Source organism: Acinetobacter sp. BHS4, assembly GCF_018454425.1.
GTDB classification, from domain to species: domain Bacteria; phylum Pseudomonadota; class Gammaproteobacteria; order Pseudomonadales; family Moraxellaceae; genus Acinetobacter; species Acinetobacter pittii.
Genome location: NZ_CP075323.1, coordinates 2,687,682 through 2,707,743 on the forward strand (window position 1 = coordinate 2,687,682; position 20,062 = coordinate 2,707,743).

Genomic DNA, 20,062 nt, shown 5'->3' on the forward strand with positions numbered 1-20,062 from the left:
CAAACCTTAATCTAATTTAGGTACTGTATTCGATACTCATTTGGTGAAATGCCTGTCCAGTGACGGTAGGCTTTTCGAAAGTTAGAAGTATCTGAAAAGCCAATTCTCTCAGCAATTTCATCTACGGTTAAAGTTGTTTCTCGCAAATATTCATCGGCAAGACGGCGCCGAGTTTCATCTAACAGTTCTTGATAGGTTAAATCAAAACTTGCCAAGCGCCGATGTAAGGTACGCTTTGACATATGTAAGCGTTCAGCCATTTCTTGAGCCGATGGAAAAAGCCCCGTTCCATCCAATAATATTAAACGAATCGTTTTCACCAGCTCAGGCTCTTCAAGTTCAGCAGCGCCTAGCATCCGCTCACAAAATGACTTACACATGTCCGCAGTAATCGGGTTGGCATTTGGACAAGGTACATCGAGCCACTTTAAATCAAAGTGCCATTGCATTACCCCTGCATTAAACTGAACGGGACAATGAAAAACTTTTTCATATTCTTCTGCATAGTCAGGCGCTGGATAGGGCAACAAAAGCTTCTTCGCTTGAAATGGTCCTTCAAGTACCCGTTCAATTAAAGTCTGCATTGAGCTAAACCAAAACTCGCATACCAAAGGCAGAAGCTTACCAAGCGCAATAATGTCCTGCCCTTCAAAAACGGCAGCATCATCTCGAATATAAAAAGACTTCTTTAAAATAGGTCCTGCAAGCTTAATGTGTCGAATGCCAAGCTCTACCGCTTGTCTAAAATTACGTGAGGAATATAACGCATAGCCATATACCCCAAAATCTGACAGTCGCTGCTTTTGTCCTGCACGCAGACCAATTAAGGGATCGTGAGATAGCTTTTGAATATTTTGAAATAGCTGAATTTTTTGAACTTGAGAAATATATAAAGAGGATTGATTTATCTCAACTATTGAAATATTTGTACCCGATAAAACATCTGATATTGAATGGCCTTGCGAACCCATTTCATCAAATAAGCTGGTCAAACCTAGCAAATATGTATTGGCGCCTAAGGAAGTATTATCATAGTTTCCTTCGATAACCGCATTTGTATTTTTATAAACATTATTAGGCATTTAATTCACACCATCCCTAGAGTGACGTGCATAATGGCACTAAACTACCTCTTGTTGTCTCAATTTAACATCGACCATACGACGCTTCAAGCATAAAGTATGATAAGCAAAAGTATGGAAGGAACAATAATGGAACGCTCCACTTTAAAAGAATATAGCGGCTCTGCCACTGAACATATGGAACTTATTTTTTCCAAACAACGTGCCAATTTTGAGGCAGATCCCTATCCAAGTCTTGAAGCACGTCGCACAAAACTGCATCAACTTAAAAAACAAATTATCCGTTATCAAGATGCTTTAGCTGCTGCGATTAATTCCGATTTTAGTTCTAGATCACTTGATGAATCTAAACTATTAGATCTGCTTGGTTCTGTGTTAGAGGCTGATCATGCGATTCATCATTTACGCCGCTGGATGCGCCCAAGCAAACGCCGTACCGAGCTTTTATTTTTATCAAACCGTTTAAGTGTGCAATACCAACCTAAAGGCGTGGTTGGTGTAATTGTTCCTTGGAACTTCCCCGTTTATTTAGCACTTGGCCCACTCATTGCCGCATTAGCTGCGGGCAATCGAGTCATGATTAAACTGCCTGAAATTACACCGAATACCAATGCAATGCTTCGACGCATGCTGGCTGAAGTCTTTAATGAAGATGAAGTGGCCGTATTTGGTGAAGAAATTACAGACCCAGCAAGATTCACCACTTTGCCATTTAACCATATTGTCTTCACTGGCTCTCCTGCGATTGGCAAGGTCGTCATGCGAGCGGCTGCTGAAAATCTAACACCTGTTACACTCGAATTAGGCGGTAAATCTCCTGCAATTGTAAGCCGCAACTACCCGCTTGCCGATGCGGCAAAACGTATTACGCATGGTAAAGCAACAAACAGTGGTCAAATCTGTGTAGCACCTGACTATGCGTTGGTTCCTAAAGAAAGTATTGATGAGTTTGTGGATGCAGCAAAATCCAGCTTTATAAAAATGTTTGGTCAAAACATCACAAACAATGAGAATTACACATCGATTGTAAATGACCGTCATTTAAAACGTATTCAAGATATTTTGACCGATGCACAAGAAAAAGGTGCACGTATTGTTCCTTGTGACACTTACAGCTTTGACCAACAAGGCCGTAGGATGCCTGTACAGATTGTGCTGAATTGCACGCCAGACATGCGGATTATGAAAGAAGAACTCTTTGGCCCTATTTTACCTGTGGTGGCTTATGATTCTTTAGATGATGCGATTACCTATGTAAAATCGGACGAACGACCTTTAGCGCTTTATTGCTTTACGCATAGTTCAGTAGAACGTGATCGTATTTTGCGTGAAACTCATTCAGGTGGCGTGACCATCAATGACTGGGGTTGGCATGTAGTTAACCACGATGCTCCTTTTGGTGGTATCGGCAACTCAGGTATGGGGTCATATCATGGTGAAGAAGGTTTCCGTGAACTTTCACATGCAAAAACTGTATTTATTCGTCATCGATTTTTCCCGACTCAGCTTTTCCACCCTCCTTATGGAACATTCCTACAAAAGTTAGCAATTCGCTTTTTCTTGAAAAAAGGTGATCCAAGTATTAAATAAATAGTATAGAAAAAGCCTCGTTATGAGGCTTTTTTATTGGCTTTTAATTAATCAACCGGACGTAATAGAAAAATTATGAAATTTACAGATCTTTAAATAAGTATCTTCAAATAATTTTTCCATTTTAGGATTCCCATCATGATAGTCATCCCAAAATTCTCCACTAAATTCTTTAGGTTCAATAGTCGTCGTTATAGTATCTTCCTGTCTATAAAATGAAATTTCCCAACCTTCAGGTATACTAGGATTAATTATTTCAAATTTAGAAATTTCTACAATAACAGGGATACCATCTGAATCACGGCGAACGGATACATTTGTTTCATTTCGATATTCATTAAATTGCATCCCAAAACATATATATCTTTTCCCCATAGTAAAATCGTACAAATTACTATCATTACACTTAAGTATCATGGGATTACCATTCCTTTTACTTTGTAATCTTTAGTTTTAAAATCAATTTAATTCATTTTAATATTTATGACTATATTTAAAATCCTGAAAAACATTTCAGACTTTACAAAAATTTTCTGAGTAAGTTTGCTGCTAAATGTTGGAATCATAAACAAATTATCTTAACTAAAAATTATTATTTTAAAAATAAAAAAGCTAGACACACGCCTAGCTTTAAAAGCATTTCATCTTCTAGCTTAAATATAATCAACCTTTTGTGCTTTTAAGATATCAAGCTGCAACATCTTTTTCTTTTTATATTTATAAGCAATAAATAAACCAATAAACCAGATTGGTGAGCACTCCAATGCAATTAAAGTATCATGGTCTAAAGCCAAAATTACGATAGTAAATACTAAAAATAACATGGTCATCCATGCCATAAATAAACCACCCGGCATTTTATATTTTGACTGAATGTGTAGTTCAGGGCTTTTCTTACGATAATAAATATATGAAAGCACAATCAACATGAATGTAAAAATACATAAAATTGAAGTCAGCGCAGAAATAATCGTAAATGCTGTCATGACATTTGGAACAATAAATAAAATAGATGTTCCAACCGTTACGCACGCCATTGAAAATATGAGTCCTCTAATTGGAACTTTTCTTTTTGATAATTTGCTAAAGCTTTTAGGTGCATCGTTGTCTAAAGCCAAACCGTATAGCATCCGGCTAGTCGCAAAGATCCCACTATTTGCAGAAGATAAAGCCGAAGTCGCAACAACAAAGTTGATTAAACCTGCCGCAATTGGTAACCCGACCAAAGTAAACATTTCTACAAATGGACTTTTTTCTGGTGAAACTTTTGCCCAAGATGTGACCGCAATAATACAAACCAATGCGCCTACGTAGAATAATAAAATGCGTAAAGGAATAGAGTTAATCGCTTTTGGAAGTGATTTATGCGGGTCTTTAGTTTCTGCAGCAGTCGTACCAACCAGCTCAATACCCACAAATGCAAAGATGGCAATTTGGAAGCCAGCCAAGAAACCGGTTACACCATAAGGAAACATCGATTCTGTTTCAAACAAATGACTCATCGAGGCCTTAACACCATTTGGTGAAGTAAATCCAGTCCCAATTAAATAAATACCAGCCAAAATAAATAGAATAATTGCAGTAATTTTGATGAGTGAGAACCAAAACTCGAGTTCACCAAACAATCGAACGGCCACAAAATTGAGTATGGTCAAGATCGCTAATGATGTAAATGCTGGAATCCAGACGGGTAAATCGGGATACCAAAACTGCATGTACCCTCCGATCACAATCACATCGGCAATCGCAGTAATAATCCAGTTACACCAGTACGACCAACCAAGGAAAAACCCCGCCCATGGACCGAGATAAGCCGTTGCAAAATCGGCGAATGTTTTAAAATTGGTATTCGCAAGCAACAATTCACCCATTGCCCGCATTACGAAGAAAAAGAAAAAACCAATAATTAAATAGGTTAAAACAATTGAAGTACCCGAAACACTTAATGTTTTCCCGGAACCCATAAATAATCCAGTACCAATTGCACCACCGATTGCGATCATCTGAATATGACGATTTGTCAATGAGCGCTGCAATTTCTCTTCTTCTTGCTCAGTCATATGTTGACTACCAAGAAGATCTCCTTCCAAGAACTGCTTTCCGTTATTCTTACTCATGTAATATTTACTCCAATTTATAGCAACTGTCGTAAATGCTTTAATAATAAACAAATTATATGATTATTAATTTAGTCCATTAAATCATTCTAAAATATTATTAAATCACTTAAGACCTTATAAATTCCTTTTTAAAAGCCATCACCTATAACAATAAAAATTATTCATCATTCCTTTCCTTCATTATTATATTAGCCTGATTTCCAAAATATAATTTCGATAAATATTTAAAATATATAAACTAATTAAATATTTTATTGATTTAACTTTTATAAAGAAAAACAGGCTAATTAATCTCAGCTCAGCGAGCAAGATTGTATTTATCCATATACCCATCTTGCGCTAGCGATAATATATTATTCCTTCTTAAATTTGGTGAAATGTATAGTAATTTCCGCTTAATTAACAGCCATTCGAAAATGTTCAGTGGCTTTGAGTTTATTGACCACTTCTGGACTCGAAACTTGTTTAATGTGAACACTTAGCACCCGAACTAAAGAGCCATTTTCGACATTCAATTGGTTTGCCTGTTCTTTTGTTAACTGCAATATGTTCTGATGAGGCTGGCTATACACAAGAATGGCGCGATAATTTTCATAGTCATCATTAGCCAAAATATAAGCTTCATCCCCTACAGCGATATTTTCAGGTTGTTCAATTTGAACCGTTACAGACTGACTTTCTTTAATTGCCCGTAAATTTTCGATATCTGCTTGCAGCGTTGCACCACCATCAAAAATATCGACATAGCCTTTGTAGCGCAGTCCTTCTTCAAGCAAGAGATTGTAGGCTGGTCGAGTATTTGGGTGAACAATGCCAATCGCAGCTTTAGCATCGTCCGGCAACATATCGACATAGAGTGGATGTCTTGGCATCAGCTCAGCAATAAAAGCCTTTTGCCCGACACCACTTAAGTAATCGGCTTTGGTAAATTCAATATTAAAAAACTTATGACCTACTGCGTTCCAAAATGGTGATTGTCCATTTTCATCAGAATATCCGCGCATTTCGGCAACAATCGTTTCTTCAAAATATTGACGGAATGCTGAAAGAAATAAGAAACGGACTTTAGATAGAAACTTGCCATTTTTATTTAAGCGATAGTCAGGGTCTAAAAATAAAGTACAAAGCTCACTACAGTTGGTATGGTCATTACTCAAATACAAAGTCGGTAAAGCGTTATAAACACTTAACGGTTCAGAAGCATGAACTTGTGTTCCTACATGGAAGTTATACCAAGGCTCTTTTAAACCAAGTGCGACTTCAATACCGCAAACACCGACAACTTTGTTGAGTTCAGTATCTTCTAAAACAAATAGGTAAACCTGATCTGCCTTAGGGAGTTCGCCTGCTACTGTTTTACAGGCCCGTTCAATACGTGCAGCCAACTTTTCCATATTTGGCTGCAAAGATGTCAAACCAAAACCCGCTTTTTGAGCCAATAGGTAAAGGTCATTAACATCTTTAGGTTCGATGTAACGAATAATCATCATGCTGCTTGTTCATCCTTTTGAATTTCTACAAAGCGAGCAAGCGCACGTTCAAAGCGTTTTAAACCTTCATCAATATCGGCAAATGGAATAATTAAAGATGGTGTAAAACGTACAACATTTGGACCAGCAATCAGACTCAGTAAACCTTCTTCGCCCGCAAGGTTATTGATGTCTTTTGCTTTACCAGCGAATTCATCTTTTAACGCACAACCAATCAATAAGCCTTCACCGCGAATCGTTTTAAAGACTTCATATTTTTCATTTAATTTATTTAAAGCGTTTTTATAGTAGTCATGACGCTCTTTAACGCCATTCAGTACTTCAGGTGTATTAATAAACTCAAATACTGCACCAGCAACCGCACTTGCTAACGGGTTACCACCATAAGTCGTACCATGTGTACCGACCGAAAAATGCGGAGCAAACTTATCGGTTGTTAACATTGCGCCGACTGGGAAACCACCACCTAATGCTTTTGCAGTGGTTAATACATCTGGAATAACGCCAGAGTTCATGTAGGCATATAGTGCACCTGTACGGCCAACACCAGTTTGTACTTCATCAAAAATAAGTAAGGCACCAAACTCATCACACAGTGCTCTTAAGCCTTTTAAAAATTCGATGTCAGCAGGAATAACGCCGCCTTCACCTTGAATCGGCTCAACAATAACAGCACATGTTTGCTCATTAATGGCTGCTTTTGCAGCTTCTAAATCATTAAAGGCAACATGGTTAATGCCATTTGGAAGAGGTGCAAAGTCTTGTGAATATTTAGGTTGACCTCCCGCCGAAACGGTAAATAAGGTACGGCCGTGGAACGCATTGTTAAATGCCACAATACCACTTTTGCCAGCAACACCACTGTCGAGTCCAACTTTACGAGCTAGTTTTAATGCCGCTTCATTCGCTTCTGCACCTGAGTTACAGAAGAATACTTTATCTGCAAATGTATTTTCAGTGAGTTGTTTTGCAAGACTTAGAACAGGTTCATTTGTATAACCGTTACCGACATGCCAAAGTTTTGTTGCTTGTTCTGTTAAAGCATTTACTGCCACTGGATGCGCATGACCTAATGCATTTACTGCAATCCCGCCTGCAAAATCGATATATTCTTTATTTTCTTGATCCCAAATACGTGAACCTTCGCCACGTACCGGGATGAAATTTGCCGGTGCAAAAACTGGAACCATCCACTCGTTAAAGTCATTACGAGAAACTGCAAAATTATTCATCTTATCTAGTCCATTAAATTGAATTATTAGGCTTAACCGATGCCCCTATTATTCAAAATCAAATTGATTCACAAAATTTGTAATTCAGTCAAAAATGAATTAATTTTTACCAATTTGATAATTGACAATTACAATATGGATAACATTGATCAAATTATTTTAGGTTTACTTAAAGATAACGCACGGATGTCTGTTACCGAGTTAGCCGAAAAAGTTCACGTTTCAAGAGCAACTATCAAGAAGAGAATGGAGTATCTGGAGTCTTCGGGCATTATTACCGGATATACGGTTCGTTTTAAACCGAATGCTGAACGCAACGTCATCCGTGCATGGATGAGCATTATGGTTGAAGGGACCAAAGCGCAGTCTGTGATTAAAGAATTACGCCTAGAAAGTGCCGTGGAATGTCTACATAAAACGAATGGCAAATGGGATATTTTGGTCGAGCTACGCTCTGACACTTTAGAGAACTTCGATAAAGTTTTAGAAAGAATCAGGAATATTTCAGGTATTTATAATAGTGAAACCAGCATTCTGCTTGCGAGTCATAAAACCTAATCATTCAATTTAATTTCAATAAATAAGAACTCGAAATTGATGAGCTAAGTATAAATCTTGGCTCCTCAAGCTGCTCTCGATTAGAAAATTATTCAATTATCTTTCATCAAATCTACTAAACTAGTACGACAATCAACCTCTCCTAAAAATCTTCAATAAATTTTTAATATTTTTTAAACAATCAAATCAAAAACTTAAAATCCAATTTGATTTAAATTCCAACTTTTTTCACTTACTCCCCTCATCAAAGCATTTGACAGAAAATTTAAAACATAATACATATAGTATTATATGTTATATGTTAAAACCTAAGGACAAGGTATAAAAAATGGCTAAAACTCAACTACAACACTTCATTAACGGCGAATATCTTGCTAGCAAAGGAAATGATTATTTCGATTTGGTCAGCCCAGTGACTGGTGAAGTTTATGCACAATCACCGAATGCAACCGAGGCAGAAGTTGATGCAGCTTATGCCGCTGCAAAAGAAGCATTTAAAATTTGGGGACGCAGTACACCTTCGACTCGTCAAAAAGCATTACTGAATTTAGCAAATGCTATTGAAGCAAATGCTGATCGTTTGATTGAAGCGCAAAGTCGTAATACGGGTCAGTTAAAACATTTAATCGCATCTGAGGAAGTAGGTGCATCAGCAGATCAGGTTCGCTTCTTTGCAGGTGCTGCTCGCCTACTCAATGGCACTGCTTCAGGTGAATATTTAGAAGGTTTAACCTCTTCTATTCGCCGCGAACCTGTCGGTGTAGTTGGACAAGTTACACCGTGGAACTATCCACTCATGATGGCGGTGTGGAAAATTGCTCCAGCTTTAGCCGCTGGTAATACAGTAGTACTTAAACCAAGTGATACGACGCCTGAAAGTACGCTTTTACTGGCAGAAATTGCTGCACCATTTTTCCCTAAAGGTGCATTTAACGTAGTGTTAGGCCAAGCTCAGGTGGGTTCAAAAGTTGTATCACATAAGACCCCTGCACTCGTTTCTATTACAGGCTCAGTTCGTGCCGGATTACAAGTTGCAGCTTCTGCCGCAGCAAATCTAGCGAAAGCGCATCTTGAGCTTGGTGGTAAAGCGCCTGTAGTGGTTTTTGAAGATGCTGACCTCGACAAAGCAGTTGAAATGATTGCATTAACGGGCTATTTCAACGCAGGCCAAGACTGTACTGCAGCAACGCGTGTAATTGTGGCTGAAGCAGTTCATGATGAGTTTTTAGCTAAACTTGTTGAAGCTGCAAAAAATACCCGTTTTGGTGAACCTGATGATCAAGACGCACTTTATGGCCCACTTAACAATGCCAACCAATTGAAAAATGTTAAAGCCTTTATCGACAACTTACCTGCTCACGCTAAAGTTGAAACGGGCGGGAAACAGGCAGACCGTCCAGGCTTCTATTTTGAACCGACTGTTATTAGTGGATTAAAACAACACGACGAAGCCATTCAAAATGAAATTTTTGGACCAGTGATTACCGTTCAAAAATTTACAGATGAAAATGATGCGATTGAAAAAGCCAACGATGTTGAATATGGCCTAGCTTCAAGTGTTTGGACCAAAGACCATGCCCGCGCAACTCGTCTGTCTCGTGAACTCGATTTCGGTACAGTTTGGATTAACACCCATATTCCTTTAACCGCAGAAATGCCACACGGCGGTTTCAAAAAATCAGGTTATGGTAAAGATTTATCTGGCTACGGTTTCGAAGAATATACCCGAGTTAAACATGTGATGAGTTCAAACGAATAATAACAATGAGTTTTGAAAGGAGATCAAAATGAATAAACAAGAAATGAAAGACTTGGTGACTAAAGCCCATCACGAGCTTTTTAATTTGCACGACACCACTGCTCTGGATCGTTATTTTTCTGAAGACTTTATAGAGCACTCACCACTGGTTGCAAATGGCATTTCAGGCCTTCGCCAATTGGTAGAAGACTGCCCCGACATGCAACATGAAGCTGTGCGTGTATTGGCAGATGGTGACTTGGTTGCAATTCATGGCCGCTTTCAAGGATTAGATGAAAACCCGTTAGTTGGCTTTGATATTTACCGAGTGAAAGACGGCAAAATTGTGGAACATTGGGATGGACTGGTAGCAGAAGCAGCTCCGAATGTGAGTGGTAGAACCCAACTAGATGGTCCAACTGAAATCGTCACTCACCATGATCCAGAGAAAAACCGCGAGATTGTGACCTCGTTCTTTAAGAAGTCATTAATTGATGGCAACTACGAAGCATTTAAAGAATACACCCACGACGATCAGTTCATTCAACATAGCCCAGATATTGGCGATGGTGTTAAGGCAGTGATTGATTTTTTGAACAATATCCGTAATGAAGGACAAGGTTTGGTATACTCCAAAACGCATCGCTCCATTGCTGATGGTCAATTTGTCTTGACACATTCCGAAGGAAGTATTGCCGGAAATCGACATGCCTATTTTGAATTATGGCGTGTAGATAATGGCAAAATTGTTGAACTTTGGGATGCAATACCAGCTGTGCCTGAAGATGAACAGGCCGTCCATCAATATGGCGTGTTTTAATCATTTATCCGTTTCATTAAGCTAAGTCTCTGACTTAGCTTTTAGAGAATTCGCCATGTCAGCATATACGATAATTTTTGCACCTATCGCTCAGGCAACTCGATCGGAACAAGTTGTAGAACGCTTGGAAAATGCAATTATCTCTGGATTGCTCAAAAGCAATGAACAGCTTCCTAACGAAGCGGATCTAGCTCGCTTAATGGGAGTGTCACCCATTACAGTTCGTGAAGCTTTAAATACTTTACGCGTAAAAGGTTTGATTGATACACGACGTGGGCGAAACGGCGGAAGCTTTGTTTGCGAGTTACCTTCCGATTTACTCTTAAACAAGCACCCTCTGCGTCAAGCTTCCAATGAATATCTAGCTGATTTAGGCGAGTTTCATAGTGCAATTTTAAGTCATGCTGCATATTTGGCAGCACAAAGAACCACTGAATATGAACTGGGCAAAATCAAAGAACTTATCGATCAATTTGAACAGGCCGTTGAAGCAGACACTCGTGCCCAACTTGATTTACGTTGCTTGCTCACACTCACCTCTTTTGCTCAATCAGCTCGCTTGGCAAATCAAGAGTTAACTATACAAGCCGAATGGGCGCCGCTCATCGCAGTGCTTTATCAAGATGATCAATTTCATCAACTGGTCGTCGCTCAACACCACCAACTTTTATCATCTTTTGTTCAAGGCAATGAAGATGATGCTGTTATTCAAGCGCGAAAAATCATTTCGATGCTAACAGACCAAATGCTTCGATATAAGTTATCTATTGAATAAAAACAATAAAGTAGAGCACTTATAAAATATCGAGTGAGAAATACGGAATTTTAGGAGTTATAGGAATGACCCAACATTTAGATATAGAAGAGCTTCAAAATTTGTTAAAGACGGTGGTTGAAGAAACGACAGCCATTACAGAAAAGCTGGCAACTAAAGCGAGCAAAATTCTTTCGAAACATGAACCTGAAAAAACAAAAGACGTTAAGCTTTCAGGTTCAGAACGCACAGCTTTGCAAAAGGAAATTAAAAAGGCATTACAGGAAAGCCATTACAGTCAAGGTATTGGTTTTGCAAGTTATAGTCCTGCAACGCAAGAAGAACAGGATTATTGGACACTCGAATGGTGGTATAAAAAAGAAGATCAGTTACAGCAAGCCAAACTTGAAAACTATCAAAATGCTCAGCGATTTTTAGATTTTCGCTCTTTCGAATGGTTTCATAAGCCTGCTCAAAACAAAAGTCCGTGCATCCATGGACCCTATGTCGACTATATTTGCAATGGTGCATACACCATCACCCTTGCCCATCCGGTCATGATTCGTGATCAATTTATCGGTGTAATTGCTACCGATATTTTAGTTTCCGCACTCGAAAAACTTCTTATGCCGAAGCTCAAGAATATTAAGCAAAAAGCAATTGTGATTAACGACTCTTCTCGAGTGATTACTTCAAATGACATCACCATCAGAACAGGCACATTATTTAAAGACCAAAGCCATGAGCAGGTTCTCTCACGACCGTGTCAATCTTTTCAACTGGTCGTGATCTAGAGTGAAGCCGAAAATATAAATATCTGATCTTGCTTTAGGGCATCACTAAAGCGAAACAGCCCCTAGCTTTTGTTCAAAGTTTCTCCAAACAGACTTGTTTATTCAGGTCTAGGGGAAGTTTTGGCTCAAAAATAGCATCGCTTTTCCGGATGAAAAGTAAAACAACGAATTTGAGGTTGAAATGACATGGAAAATAAAACGTCTTCCTTAAAAAAACTGTCTCTTTGGCAAGTCACGATTATTGGTATTGCCTACATGACCCCTATGACGGTATTTGATACCTTCGGTATTGTCTCTGGAATTACCAATGGACACGTACCACTGGCATATTTACTCGCACTTGGCGCCATGCTACTCACCGCTTGGAGCTATGCAAGATTTAGTCAAAATTCAGAAAAATCAGGCTCGGCATATAGTTATACCGCTGAAAGTTTAGGGCCTAAAAGTGGTTTTTTTGTCGGTTGGTGTTCGCTACTCGACTATTTGTTATTACCCCTCATTAATGTTTTGCTAGCTGCGATTTATCTCACAGCCCTTATCCCAAGCCTGCCTTACTGGTTCTGGGTGCTTGTATCGGCAAGCCTAGTCACTTTAGTGAATTGTTTCCGCATTCGGTTGCTCGCCAATTTAAGCCTGTTGTTTGTGTTTGCACCGATCATACTCATGGTCATTTTTGTTTATTTAGTGATTAAGGGTATTGGCTCGACTCAAGGTTATGAGCATGTGCTTACTTTGGCGCCACTTTGGCACGAGCACCAATCTTTACTCCCCCTCGTTGCGGGTGCCTCAGTTTTGTGCTTTTCATTTTTAGGTTTTGATGCGGTTACCACGCTTTCTAATGAAACCAAACAACCCACCAAAAATATTCCCCGCGCAGTCATGTTAACAACTCTTGCGGGTGGACTTATTTTCTTCACAGCAGCTTGGTTTATTCAACTTTATTTTCCAAACAATCTACGCTTTCAGCATCCATCTGAAGCGTTGCCTGAAATTGTGCTTTACGTGGGTGGTGCTTTTTTCCAATCTGTATTCTTATGCGGACAAATTATGAACACTGTCGCTTCTGGCCTTGCCTCTCATGCCAGTGCTTCACGTTTACTGTATATAATGGGTACCGATAATATTTTCCCTAAAAAGTATTTTGGGACAATTCATATTTCATTAGGTACACCATTTTTTTCGGTTTTGTTTGTTGGTCTTATTTCAATGTCTGCGGTTTTTCTAGATTTAGCCCAAGTCGTAAGCCTCATCAGCTTTGGTGCGCTAGTCGCTTTTACAGCCGTAAATTTCTCAGTTTTTATGAAGTTTTATATTAAAGATAAACAGCGTTCAGGGTTTAAAAATAAATTTCTAAACCTGTTTTTACCGCTTATATCAGTCTTTAGCATTATTTGCCTCTGGCTTAATCTTGACTCATCTTCACTGATTTTTGGATGTTTCTGGTTAGCTTTGGGCATTCTCCTATTTATTTATAAAACGATTAAAAAACAAAGTATTGCTATCAGCAATGCTTATTAATTTTTAAGGAACTTTATTATGAAAATTATTTCTAAACCTCAGCTTTTAAAAGACGTGGAATATAAACCAAGTAAATCTCTACAAGTGGGCAAAGAGTGGAGCTGGTTAAATCCGAAACATGCAAAATTTGAGGCAACCACTATAGAAGGCACATCGGTAGATAATCCAGCAAACTACTATGAAAGCTCACTTTCTGATTGGCATACTTTTGACAGTTTAAAAACTGATATTGAATGTGATGTCGTGGTTATTGGCGGTGGTTTATTAGGTTCATCGAGTGCATTACATTTAGCTGAACAAGGCGTAGAGACTGTTTTATTAGAAAAAAACCGTGTAGGTAGTGCAGCTTCTGGCCGAAATGGCGGACAACTTACCCCTGGTTTAGCTCGCTGGGAAGCTCAAGAAATGGCCGATCGCTTAGGCTATGAAGATGCCAAAAAACTCTGGCATTTTACCTCTACGGAAGCGATGCAACTCATTGATGACATCTCGGAAAAATACCAACTTAACTTTGACCGCAAATACGGCCACATTACTGCCGCTGTTCATGAAGGACATTTGGTTGGTTTAACGCAAGGTGCCGATGCACGAAAATATTTAGGTGAAGACCATACCCGCATTGTAGGTAAACACGAACTCATGGACTATATTAAGTCGGACTACTATACAGGCGGCTTAATTGATGAGTTGGGTGGTCAAATCCATCCTTTAGCTTTGAACCGTGGCTTAATTTACGGCTTTTGCCAAAACGGCGGTTCTGTCTATGAACAAACAGAAGTCATTTCAATAGAAGAAAAACCAGATGGTATTTATGTTCAAACTGCAAATGCTGTCGTGAAAGCTAAAAAGTCTGTAGTTTTAGCAGTACACCATGCTTCGTTTAAACTTTTATCAGAACAAAACAATACCACTATTCCGTTTTATACCTATGTTGCGACGACTGCCCCGCTAGAGCTTGATACGAAAGAGCTACTGCCATTTGGGCATCCAGTTTATGACACTCAGTTCCAAATTGATTACTATCGCCCCGTATTTAACAACCGCTTATTGTTTGGTGGCCAAGGCACTGGCACCTGCTGGGGTCCAGAGAAAACATTAAATTATCTAGAACATCGAATTCATACGGTTTTCCCGCAAATTAAAAATCTAGAGATGGATTTTGTCTGGAGTGGCACGACCGATTTAACCGTAAATGGTGCAGTCGATAGCCGTAAGTTTGGCAATAAATTCCCAATTTATGCTGTTCATGGTTGGAGTGGTCACGGCGTTGCTCAGACAGTACGTATTGGTAAAGCCATCGCGAATGACTTTGTTGGGCAATCTAACGACTTCGAAATGCTATCTAAAATTGATCATCAAAATATTATTTTTGGTCGTACCCTTGCACCCGTGGTTATTCCACTCGCAAAAAGTATGTATGGCATTGGCGCAATGATTAATCCAGGCAAAATGGTATCTTTCTAATTTATAAAATAGCCAGTTTCAAAAAGGGATTCGTATAGCTTTGTACGGATCCTTTTTATTTAGCTGAGTAAAATCCTTTTCAAACTAGGTTATCCCTAACCAATCTATTACAATAGCGCCAGCTTTTTTATTCAGCGCATATATTTTGAGCAATTCATCTTCCCAATTAAAACGTGGACTTAAAAATCGCCATATCCAGTTGATCGCTATGGGTGGTGCTGTCGGGACAGGTTTATTTTTAGGCTCTGCACAAGTCATCCAGTCTGCTGGTCCTTCTATTATTTTAGGTTATGCCATTGTCGGTTTGGTCGCATTTTTAATTATGCGCCAAATGGGTGAAATGATCGTAGAAGAACCTGTGGTTGGTTCCTTTAGTTACTTTGCACAAAAATATTGGGGGAAATTCCCCGGTTTTTTATCGGGCTGGAACTATTGGGTGGTTTATATTCTGGTCGCGATGACCGAATTAACAGCAGTTGCTAAATATGTGCATTACTGGTGGCCCCACATTCCTGCTTGGATATCAGCTTTATTTTTCTTTGTTTTGGTCACATGTTTGAACTTAGGCAACGTTAAATTTTATGGTGAATCTGAGTTTTGGTTAGCCATTATTAAAGTCGCAGCAGTCATTGCCATGATCGTGTTTGGCTTATATTTGTTGCTCACCGCGGGTAGCGACTCTATCGCTAGCTTCTCAAACTTATGGCAGCATGGCGGATTTTTCCCGCATGGGTTCTCGGGCCTATTTTATATGCTCGCCTTTTTAATGTTTGCTTTTGGCGGTATTGAACTGATCGGGATGACTGCTGCTGAAGCCGAAAATCCTGAAAAAAGCATTCCACAAGCCATTAACCAAGTCATCTTTCGAATCTTGGTTTTCTATGTAGCTTCGCTTGCTATTATTATGTCGCTCATTCCGTGGAATCAGCTTGACCTTGGTGGTTTAGATAAAAGCCCATTTGTCATGATTTTTAGTCAGCTTGGCATTGGTTGGGCAGCGCATTTGCTTAACTTTATTATTTTAACAGCCGCACTGTCAGTTTATAACAGTGGCATGTATGCAAACAGTCGTATGTTATATGGTCTAGCAGTACAAGGCCATGCATCCAAAATTTTTACAAAAGTCAGCAAACAAGGGGTTCCAACACCTGCTGTTATCTTTTCTTCTATTCTGATTTTCGGTTGTGTATTGCTGAACTACTTTATTCCAGAAGAAGCTTTAAGCTATCTCATGTACATGGCTGTGGCTGCGCTGGTTTTAAACTGGGCAATTATTAGCTTTACTCATTTAAAGTTTAAACGTGCTATGAAACTTGAAGATAAAGTTGCCAAGTTCCCTGCTCTATTTTCACCTTTGAGTAACTATATTGTTTTGATTTTCATTGGCATGATTTTATATATCATGTGGACTCAAGGGTTTGAAAAATCTGTTATTTTAATTCCAATCTGGATTACATTCATGTTTGGACTATATAAATTTCTGAGTTGGAAAAAAGCACTCTAATATTCAAAAAAGGCTTATTCAAACAGGATAAGCCTTTTATCATTTACCAGCTTGTCACCCTAAGTAACTTCAGAAAAACCATTCACATTCTATTCATCATTATTGAATTGCTCTCTGCTAGACACATGGATATGTAAACCTTAGTCATTCTAAACATTGGTATTTAATGAGATAATTATTAAAGTACAAGTGTTTACATGATCTATAAATATTTGTGTCAATGTTCAGCTAAAATCAAAGCAGACCAGTTTATTGTTACGATCACTCAATAGGCAAAAGATACTGCATCGCAAGACAGGCTCTTTACCCACTTAACTGATTTAGCCCTCAACTGTGTCAATCAATGATGAAAGACAGGAAATTTTATGGAAAAAGCTCTGCAATGTCCTAAGTGTGGTTCTACAGAAATTGAAGCACGTGACCATGACAAATTACTTAGAACAACTGGCGGTGTTTTACTCACAGCTGCCGGCACAACGGCAGGCACTGTAGGTGGTGCTGCGACTGGTGCTACTGTTGGAGCAGCTATTGGTACTGTTGCTGGTCCTTTAGGTGTAATTGTTGGTGGAACTGTAGGGACTTTTGTTGGTGCCATTAGTGCAGGAATTACTGGCGGTGTAGTTGGTAATATTTTTGGTAAGAAAGCTGGCGTAATAATCGACAAGAATATTTTTCAAGATTATCGCTGTCTAAAATGTAAATACCGTTTTAAGCAAAAGAAGTAATATTTATATAAATTAAGTTCAGGTTTAATTTATTTTTAAAGTAAGGAAAGTACGCACTTAGGGTATTTTTCCTTACCCATCCCCTCACTCAATTATCTCAAAACATTTAAAAAATAATCCAACAATTGCTCCCTTTCACTAGCTTTATTTGGATCTAAAAGTTGGATGATTGCGCCATCAATCATAAATAAAATAATGTTTGCATCAGCTTTTAAGCCACGACTTTCTAGACTAAATATCAAATCAAAAAGTTCTTTAAGTAGCCATTTTCTATATTCAATCGCCATGCGGTAAGCTTGAGGATAAAGCAGTTTTAATTCAAAAATGGCTTTAAACAAAAGATGGTAAAGGCTACTTATATCGACATGTAAGCGGACAATTTCTTTGAGTTTATCGGCTGCGTTTGGATAGCGATGTGAATAGACAATTGCCAGTACTTCTTCTTTGAGTCGGCTTTTTTGAAAGATTAGGCACATTTCAACAAGCCGTTCTTTCGAGTGAAAGTAGTTATAAAACGTCGTTTTTTGAATTTTGGATTTTTTAATAATCAGGTCTACGCCTGCATTATGAAATCCATGCGTGGTAAAAAGTTGGATAGCGGTTTGAACCACCTGTAATTTTTTGGAAGATATTTCTAAAGTTGGCATAGTTTTACCGTTATAAATTCTTGTTGTTTCTAAATGAGATAAAAAGCCTGTGCCCTTTTTGGGAGAAAAAGGCACAGCAAAGCCGTAAGACGGTGCTTGGCACATCTCAAGTTTTGTTTTGCTAAGTTTTAAGTAAAAATGACTAAAGCCTGAAAACCTTATGGCGTTCAAGCTGCTTTAAATTTTTAAGTTGTGTCGATATAGACTTTGGCAGCCGCTGCCAAGAAATAATGAATGTGCAAAGCCAACTCCTTTTTATTGGGAGTTCTGCCAAATCATTAAAATTATGGTGGCAGAACGAAAGGGGGTTCGCAGACTGGTCATAGATCCAGCACACCCGTGGGTGTCCCCCTCCCGTTCCACCGTAGAGGGGGCACGAGGGGCTAGACACTAAAGGTATAAAACCTTTAATGCTTCTATGAGACGGTCTGCGACAACCGACTGGCAATGTGGCCAGCATGCGAAGAATAGTATTCAACTCTCTTACAGTCAAGCACACAAAATGACATTTGTTTTAAATTAGACCATTAAAAAGTAAGGATAAATAATGAATGAGTTATTGTTAAAGTGGGGTTTATAACGGGATTGAAATTTATATAGATATATTAGTTTCAACAGGTAAGATTAGAATATAAAAAAATGGTAAATGATGAAATTAATGATGTAGAAAGTTTTTCTTAGAATTACTACTAAATTTACAATCACAATAAGTCACCGATGCCTTTAAACCTATTATTTATACTTCTCGAGATAAGCTTTCTGCTCGAAACAACTCAATAAGAATATAATGGTAAAAATAGTTGTTTGCTTTTCATTCTATTTATTTCAATTTATAAAAAATATATAATATTCTCAATAGTTTTCTAATTATCTATTACATTCAATCAAGATCATATATTTTCAATAAAGAGAATAAAATGCAAGACCAAGCTTTAACCTCTCTTCCTCAAGATTTAAATGAGGATCAAAATATTACAACTCCACCAATTTCACACTCAGGAATTCATCATTTTAAGTTTCATGGGAATGCCTCAGAATATTTTGGAATCTGGATCGTTAATATTCTTTTGACTATTATTACCTTAAGCTTATATGCGCCTTGGGCTAAAGTTCGTCGCTTACGCTATTTCTATGGTAATACAGAATTTTTTGAACGCCGCTTTGATTTTACAGGGATTCCAACCAAGATTTTGATTGGACGTTTAATTGCATTAGGAATTTACGTCGTATTTGCAATTTCATCACAGTATTCAATGATTGCGACTGTGGTTGGACTAATTGCATTATATGCAGCAGTACCTTGGCTAATTCGCGCTACTTTGCGTTTTACTGCAAGAAATAGTAAGTTCGGCAACGCACGTTTTTATTTTGGTGGAACGATAAAAGAATCTTATAAAGTCTTTCTTTTGAGTATATTGGTATATATTTTCACTTTAGGAATCTTTACACCTGTAGCTATTTGGCTATATAAAAAATATTATCTTAACAACTTATATGCTGGACAATTAAATTTTAAATTAAACGCGAAATGGTCTGCATATATGGCTGCAGTTTATATACCAGTTTTTATTGCAATTGGTATAATTGCTATTTTTTCAATCATTTACTTTGCTATGGCAGGAACAATTTCTGGGTTCTCACCAAACGCTATATTCTTCGGAATATTTACGGTATATGCATTTATTGGATTATTTATTTATCCATTAATCGCTGCACGTATTTTTATTACGACATGGAACAATACTACAGTTGGAAACAGTCAATTTAAAACAGACTGTAATCAATGGCGTTTTGCATGGATTGTAGCATCAAACTGGATTGTAAAAATCTTATCCATAGGTTTAATGTCTGCTTGGGCTGCAGTTCGTATTCATAAATACCAGATTGAATCGATGAGTTTAATTTTATTAGATGATCCAGATCAAATGATGAATCTAGCCCAACAAGAGCAAAGTGCTTTAGCTGAAGAAATCAGTGATATTTTTGATATCGACATCTCTTTATAATAATCTGAGTTTAATAATTT

General features: G+C 38.1%; 17 protein-coding genes. 11 read left to right on the plus strand and 6 right to left on the minus strand.

The window, feature by feature from the left end; all coding sequences use genetic code 11:
• Nucleotides 1-11: 11 nt before the first annotated feature.
• Nucleotides 12-1,082 carry an AraC family transcriptional regulator gene (locus KIP84_RS12970; RefSeq protein WP_213688675.1) on the minus strand — a complete coding sequence of 357 codons (1,071 nt, stop codon included), beginning with the start codon at nucleotides 1,080-1,082 and terminating at the stop codon, nucleotides 12-14.
• Nucleotides 1,083-1,211: 129 nt separating this feature from the next.
• Between KIP84_RS12970 and KIP84_RS12975 the strand changes: the two genes are divergently transcribed.
• On the plus strand, nucleotides 1,212-2,672 hold the full coding sequence (locus KIP84_RS12975) for a coniferyl aldehyde dehydrogenase (protein ID WP_213688676.1): 1,461 nt from the start codon (nucleotides 1,212-1,214) through the stop codon (nucleotides 2,670-2,672).
• Nucleotides 2,673-2,723: 51 nt separating this feature from the next.
• Here the strand turns inward: KIP84_RS12975 and KIP84_RS12980 are convergent, their stop codons facing one another.
• The 4 genes from KIP84_RS12980 to KIP84_RS12995 form a co-directional block, all read right to left on the minus strand.
• Nucleotides 2,724-3,047 carry a hypothetical protein gene (locus KIP84_RS12980; protein ID WP_228308297.1) on the minus strand — a complete coding sequence of 108 codons (324 nt, stop codon included), beginning with the start codon at nucleotides 3,045-3,047 and terminating at the stop codon, nucleotides 2,724-2,726.
• A 278-nt stretch (nucleotides 3,048-3,325) separates the two neighbouring features.
• Complete coding sequence (locus tag KIP84_RS12985; protein ID WP_197738932.1) at nucleotides 3,326-4,789, minus strand: amino acid permease; 1,464 nt, start codon at nucleotides 4,787-4,789, stop codon at nucleotides 3,326-3,328.
• A gap of 398 nt (nucleotides 4,790-5,187) precedes the next feature.
• A complete protein-coding gene (astA, locus tag KIP84_RS12990; protein ID WP_213688678.1) occupies nucleotides 5,188-6,282 on the minus strand; it encodes an arginine N-succinyltransferase in 1,095 nt (364 codons plus the stop codon).
• Nucleotides 6,279-7,514, minus strand: coding sequence for an aspartate aminotransferase family protein (locus tag KIP84_RS12995; RefSeq protein ID WP_213688679.1), 1,236 nt, complete (start codon nucleotides 7,512-7,514; stop codon nucleotides 6,279-6,281). Before KIP84_RS12995 ends, astA begins: the two co-directional genes overlap by 4 nt.
• A gap of 135 nt (nucleotides 7,515-7,649) precedes the next feature.
• Between KIP84_RS12995 and KIP84_RS13000 the strand changes: the two genes are divergently transcribed.
• The 9 genes from KIP84_RS13000 (at nucleotide 7,650) to KIP84_RS13040 (ending at nucleotide 17,389) form a co-directional block, all read left to right on the plus strand.
• Entirely contained in the window at nucleotides 7,650-8,072 is a 423-nt protein-coding gene (locus KIP84_RS13000; protein ID WP_002001056.1) for an Lrp/AsnC family transcriptional regulator, read from the plus strand.
• A gap of 328 nt (nucleotides 8,073-8,400) precedes the next feature.
• Nucleotides 8,401-9,831, plus strand: coding sequence for a gamma-aminobutyraldehyde dehydrogenase (locus KIP84_RS13005; RefSeq protein ID WP_213688680.1), 1,431 nt, complete (start codon nucleotides 8,401-8,403; stop codon nucleotides 9,829-9,831).
• A 28-nt stretch (nucleotides 9,832-9,859) separates the two neighbouring features.
• A complete protein-coding gene (locus tag KIP84_RS13010; RefSeq protein WP_016802970.1) occupies nucleotides 9,860-10,630 on the plus strand; it encodes a nuclear transport factor 2 family protein in 771 nt (256 codons plus the stop codon).
• A 55-nt stretch (nucleotides 10,631-10,685) separates the two neighbouring features.
• The gene (locus KIP84_RS13015; RefSeq protein WP_046813644.1) at nucleotides 10,686-11,405 is read left to right on the plus strand and encodes a GntR family transcriptional regulator; all 720 of its coding nucleotides are present in this window, start codon (nucleotides 10,686-10,688) and stop codon (nucleotides 11,403-11,405) included.
• Between the two features lie 65 nt (nucleotides 11,406-11,470).
• The gene (locus KIP84_RS13020; protein WP_130118685.1) at nucleotides 11,471-12,178 is read left to right on the plus strand and encodes a cache domain-containing protein; all 708 of its coding nucleotides are present in this window, start codon (nucleotides 11,471-11,473) and stop codon (nucleotides 12,176-12,178) included.
• 186 nt (nucleotides 12,179-12,364) lie between these two features.
• Nucleotides 12,365-13,696 carry an APC family permease gene (locus tag KIP84_RS13025; RefSeq protein WP_133481853.1) on the plus strand — a complete coding sequence of 444 codons (1,332 nt, stop codon included), beginning with the start codon at nucleotides 12,365-12,367 and terminating at the stop codon, nucleotides 13,694-13,696.
• An 18-nt stretch (nucleotides 13,697-13,714) separates the two neighbouring features.
• Complete coding sequence (locus tag KIP84_RS13030; protein WP_213688681.1) at nucleotides 13,715-15,160, plus strand: FAD-dependent oxidoreductase; 1,446 nt, start codon at nucleotides 13,715-13,717, stop codon at nucleotides 15,158-15,160.
• A gap of 145 nt (nucleotides 15,161-15,305) precedes the next feature.
• On the plus strand, nucleotides 15,306-16,664 hold the full coding sequence (locus KIP84_RS13035; RefSeq protein WP_133481849.1) for an amino acid permease: 1,359 nt from the start codon (nucleotides 15,306-15,308) through the stop codon (nucleotides 16,662-16,664).
• A gap of 365 nt (nucleotides 16,665-17,029) precedes the next feature.
• Nucleotides 17,030-17,389: a hypothetical protein gene (locus tag KIP84_RS13040; protein ID WP_002120526.1), complete on the plus strand. Its 360-nt coding sequence runs from the start codon at nucleotides 17,030-17,032 to the stop codon at nucleotides 17,387-17,389.
• 92 nt (nucleotides 17,390-17,481) lie between these two features.
• On the opposite strand, the gene KIP84_RS13045 is transcribed toward KIP84_RS13040, so the two are convergent.
• Nucleotides 17,482-18,036 (minus strand): TetR/AcrR family transcriptional regulator, encoded by a 555-nt coding sequence (locus KIP84_RS13045; protein ID WP_213688682.1) that lies wholly within the window; start codon nucleotides 18,034-18,036, stop codon nucleotides 17,482-17,484.
• A gap of 917 nt (nucleotides 18,037-18,953) precedes the next feature.
• Between KIP84_RS13045 and KIP84_RS13050 the strand changes: the two genes are divergently transcribed.
• Nucleotides 18,954-20,042: a YjgN family protein gene (locus KIP84_RS13050; RefSeq protein ID WP_213688683.1), complete on the plus strand. Its 1,089-nt coding sequence runs from the start codon at nucleotides 18,954-18,956 to the stop codon at nucleotides 20,040-20,042.
• The last annotated feature ends 20 nt before the right edge of the window (nucleotides 20,043-20,062 follow it).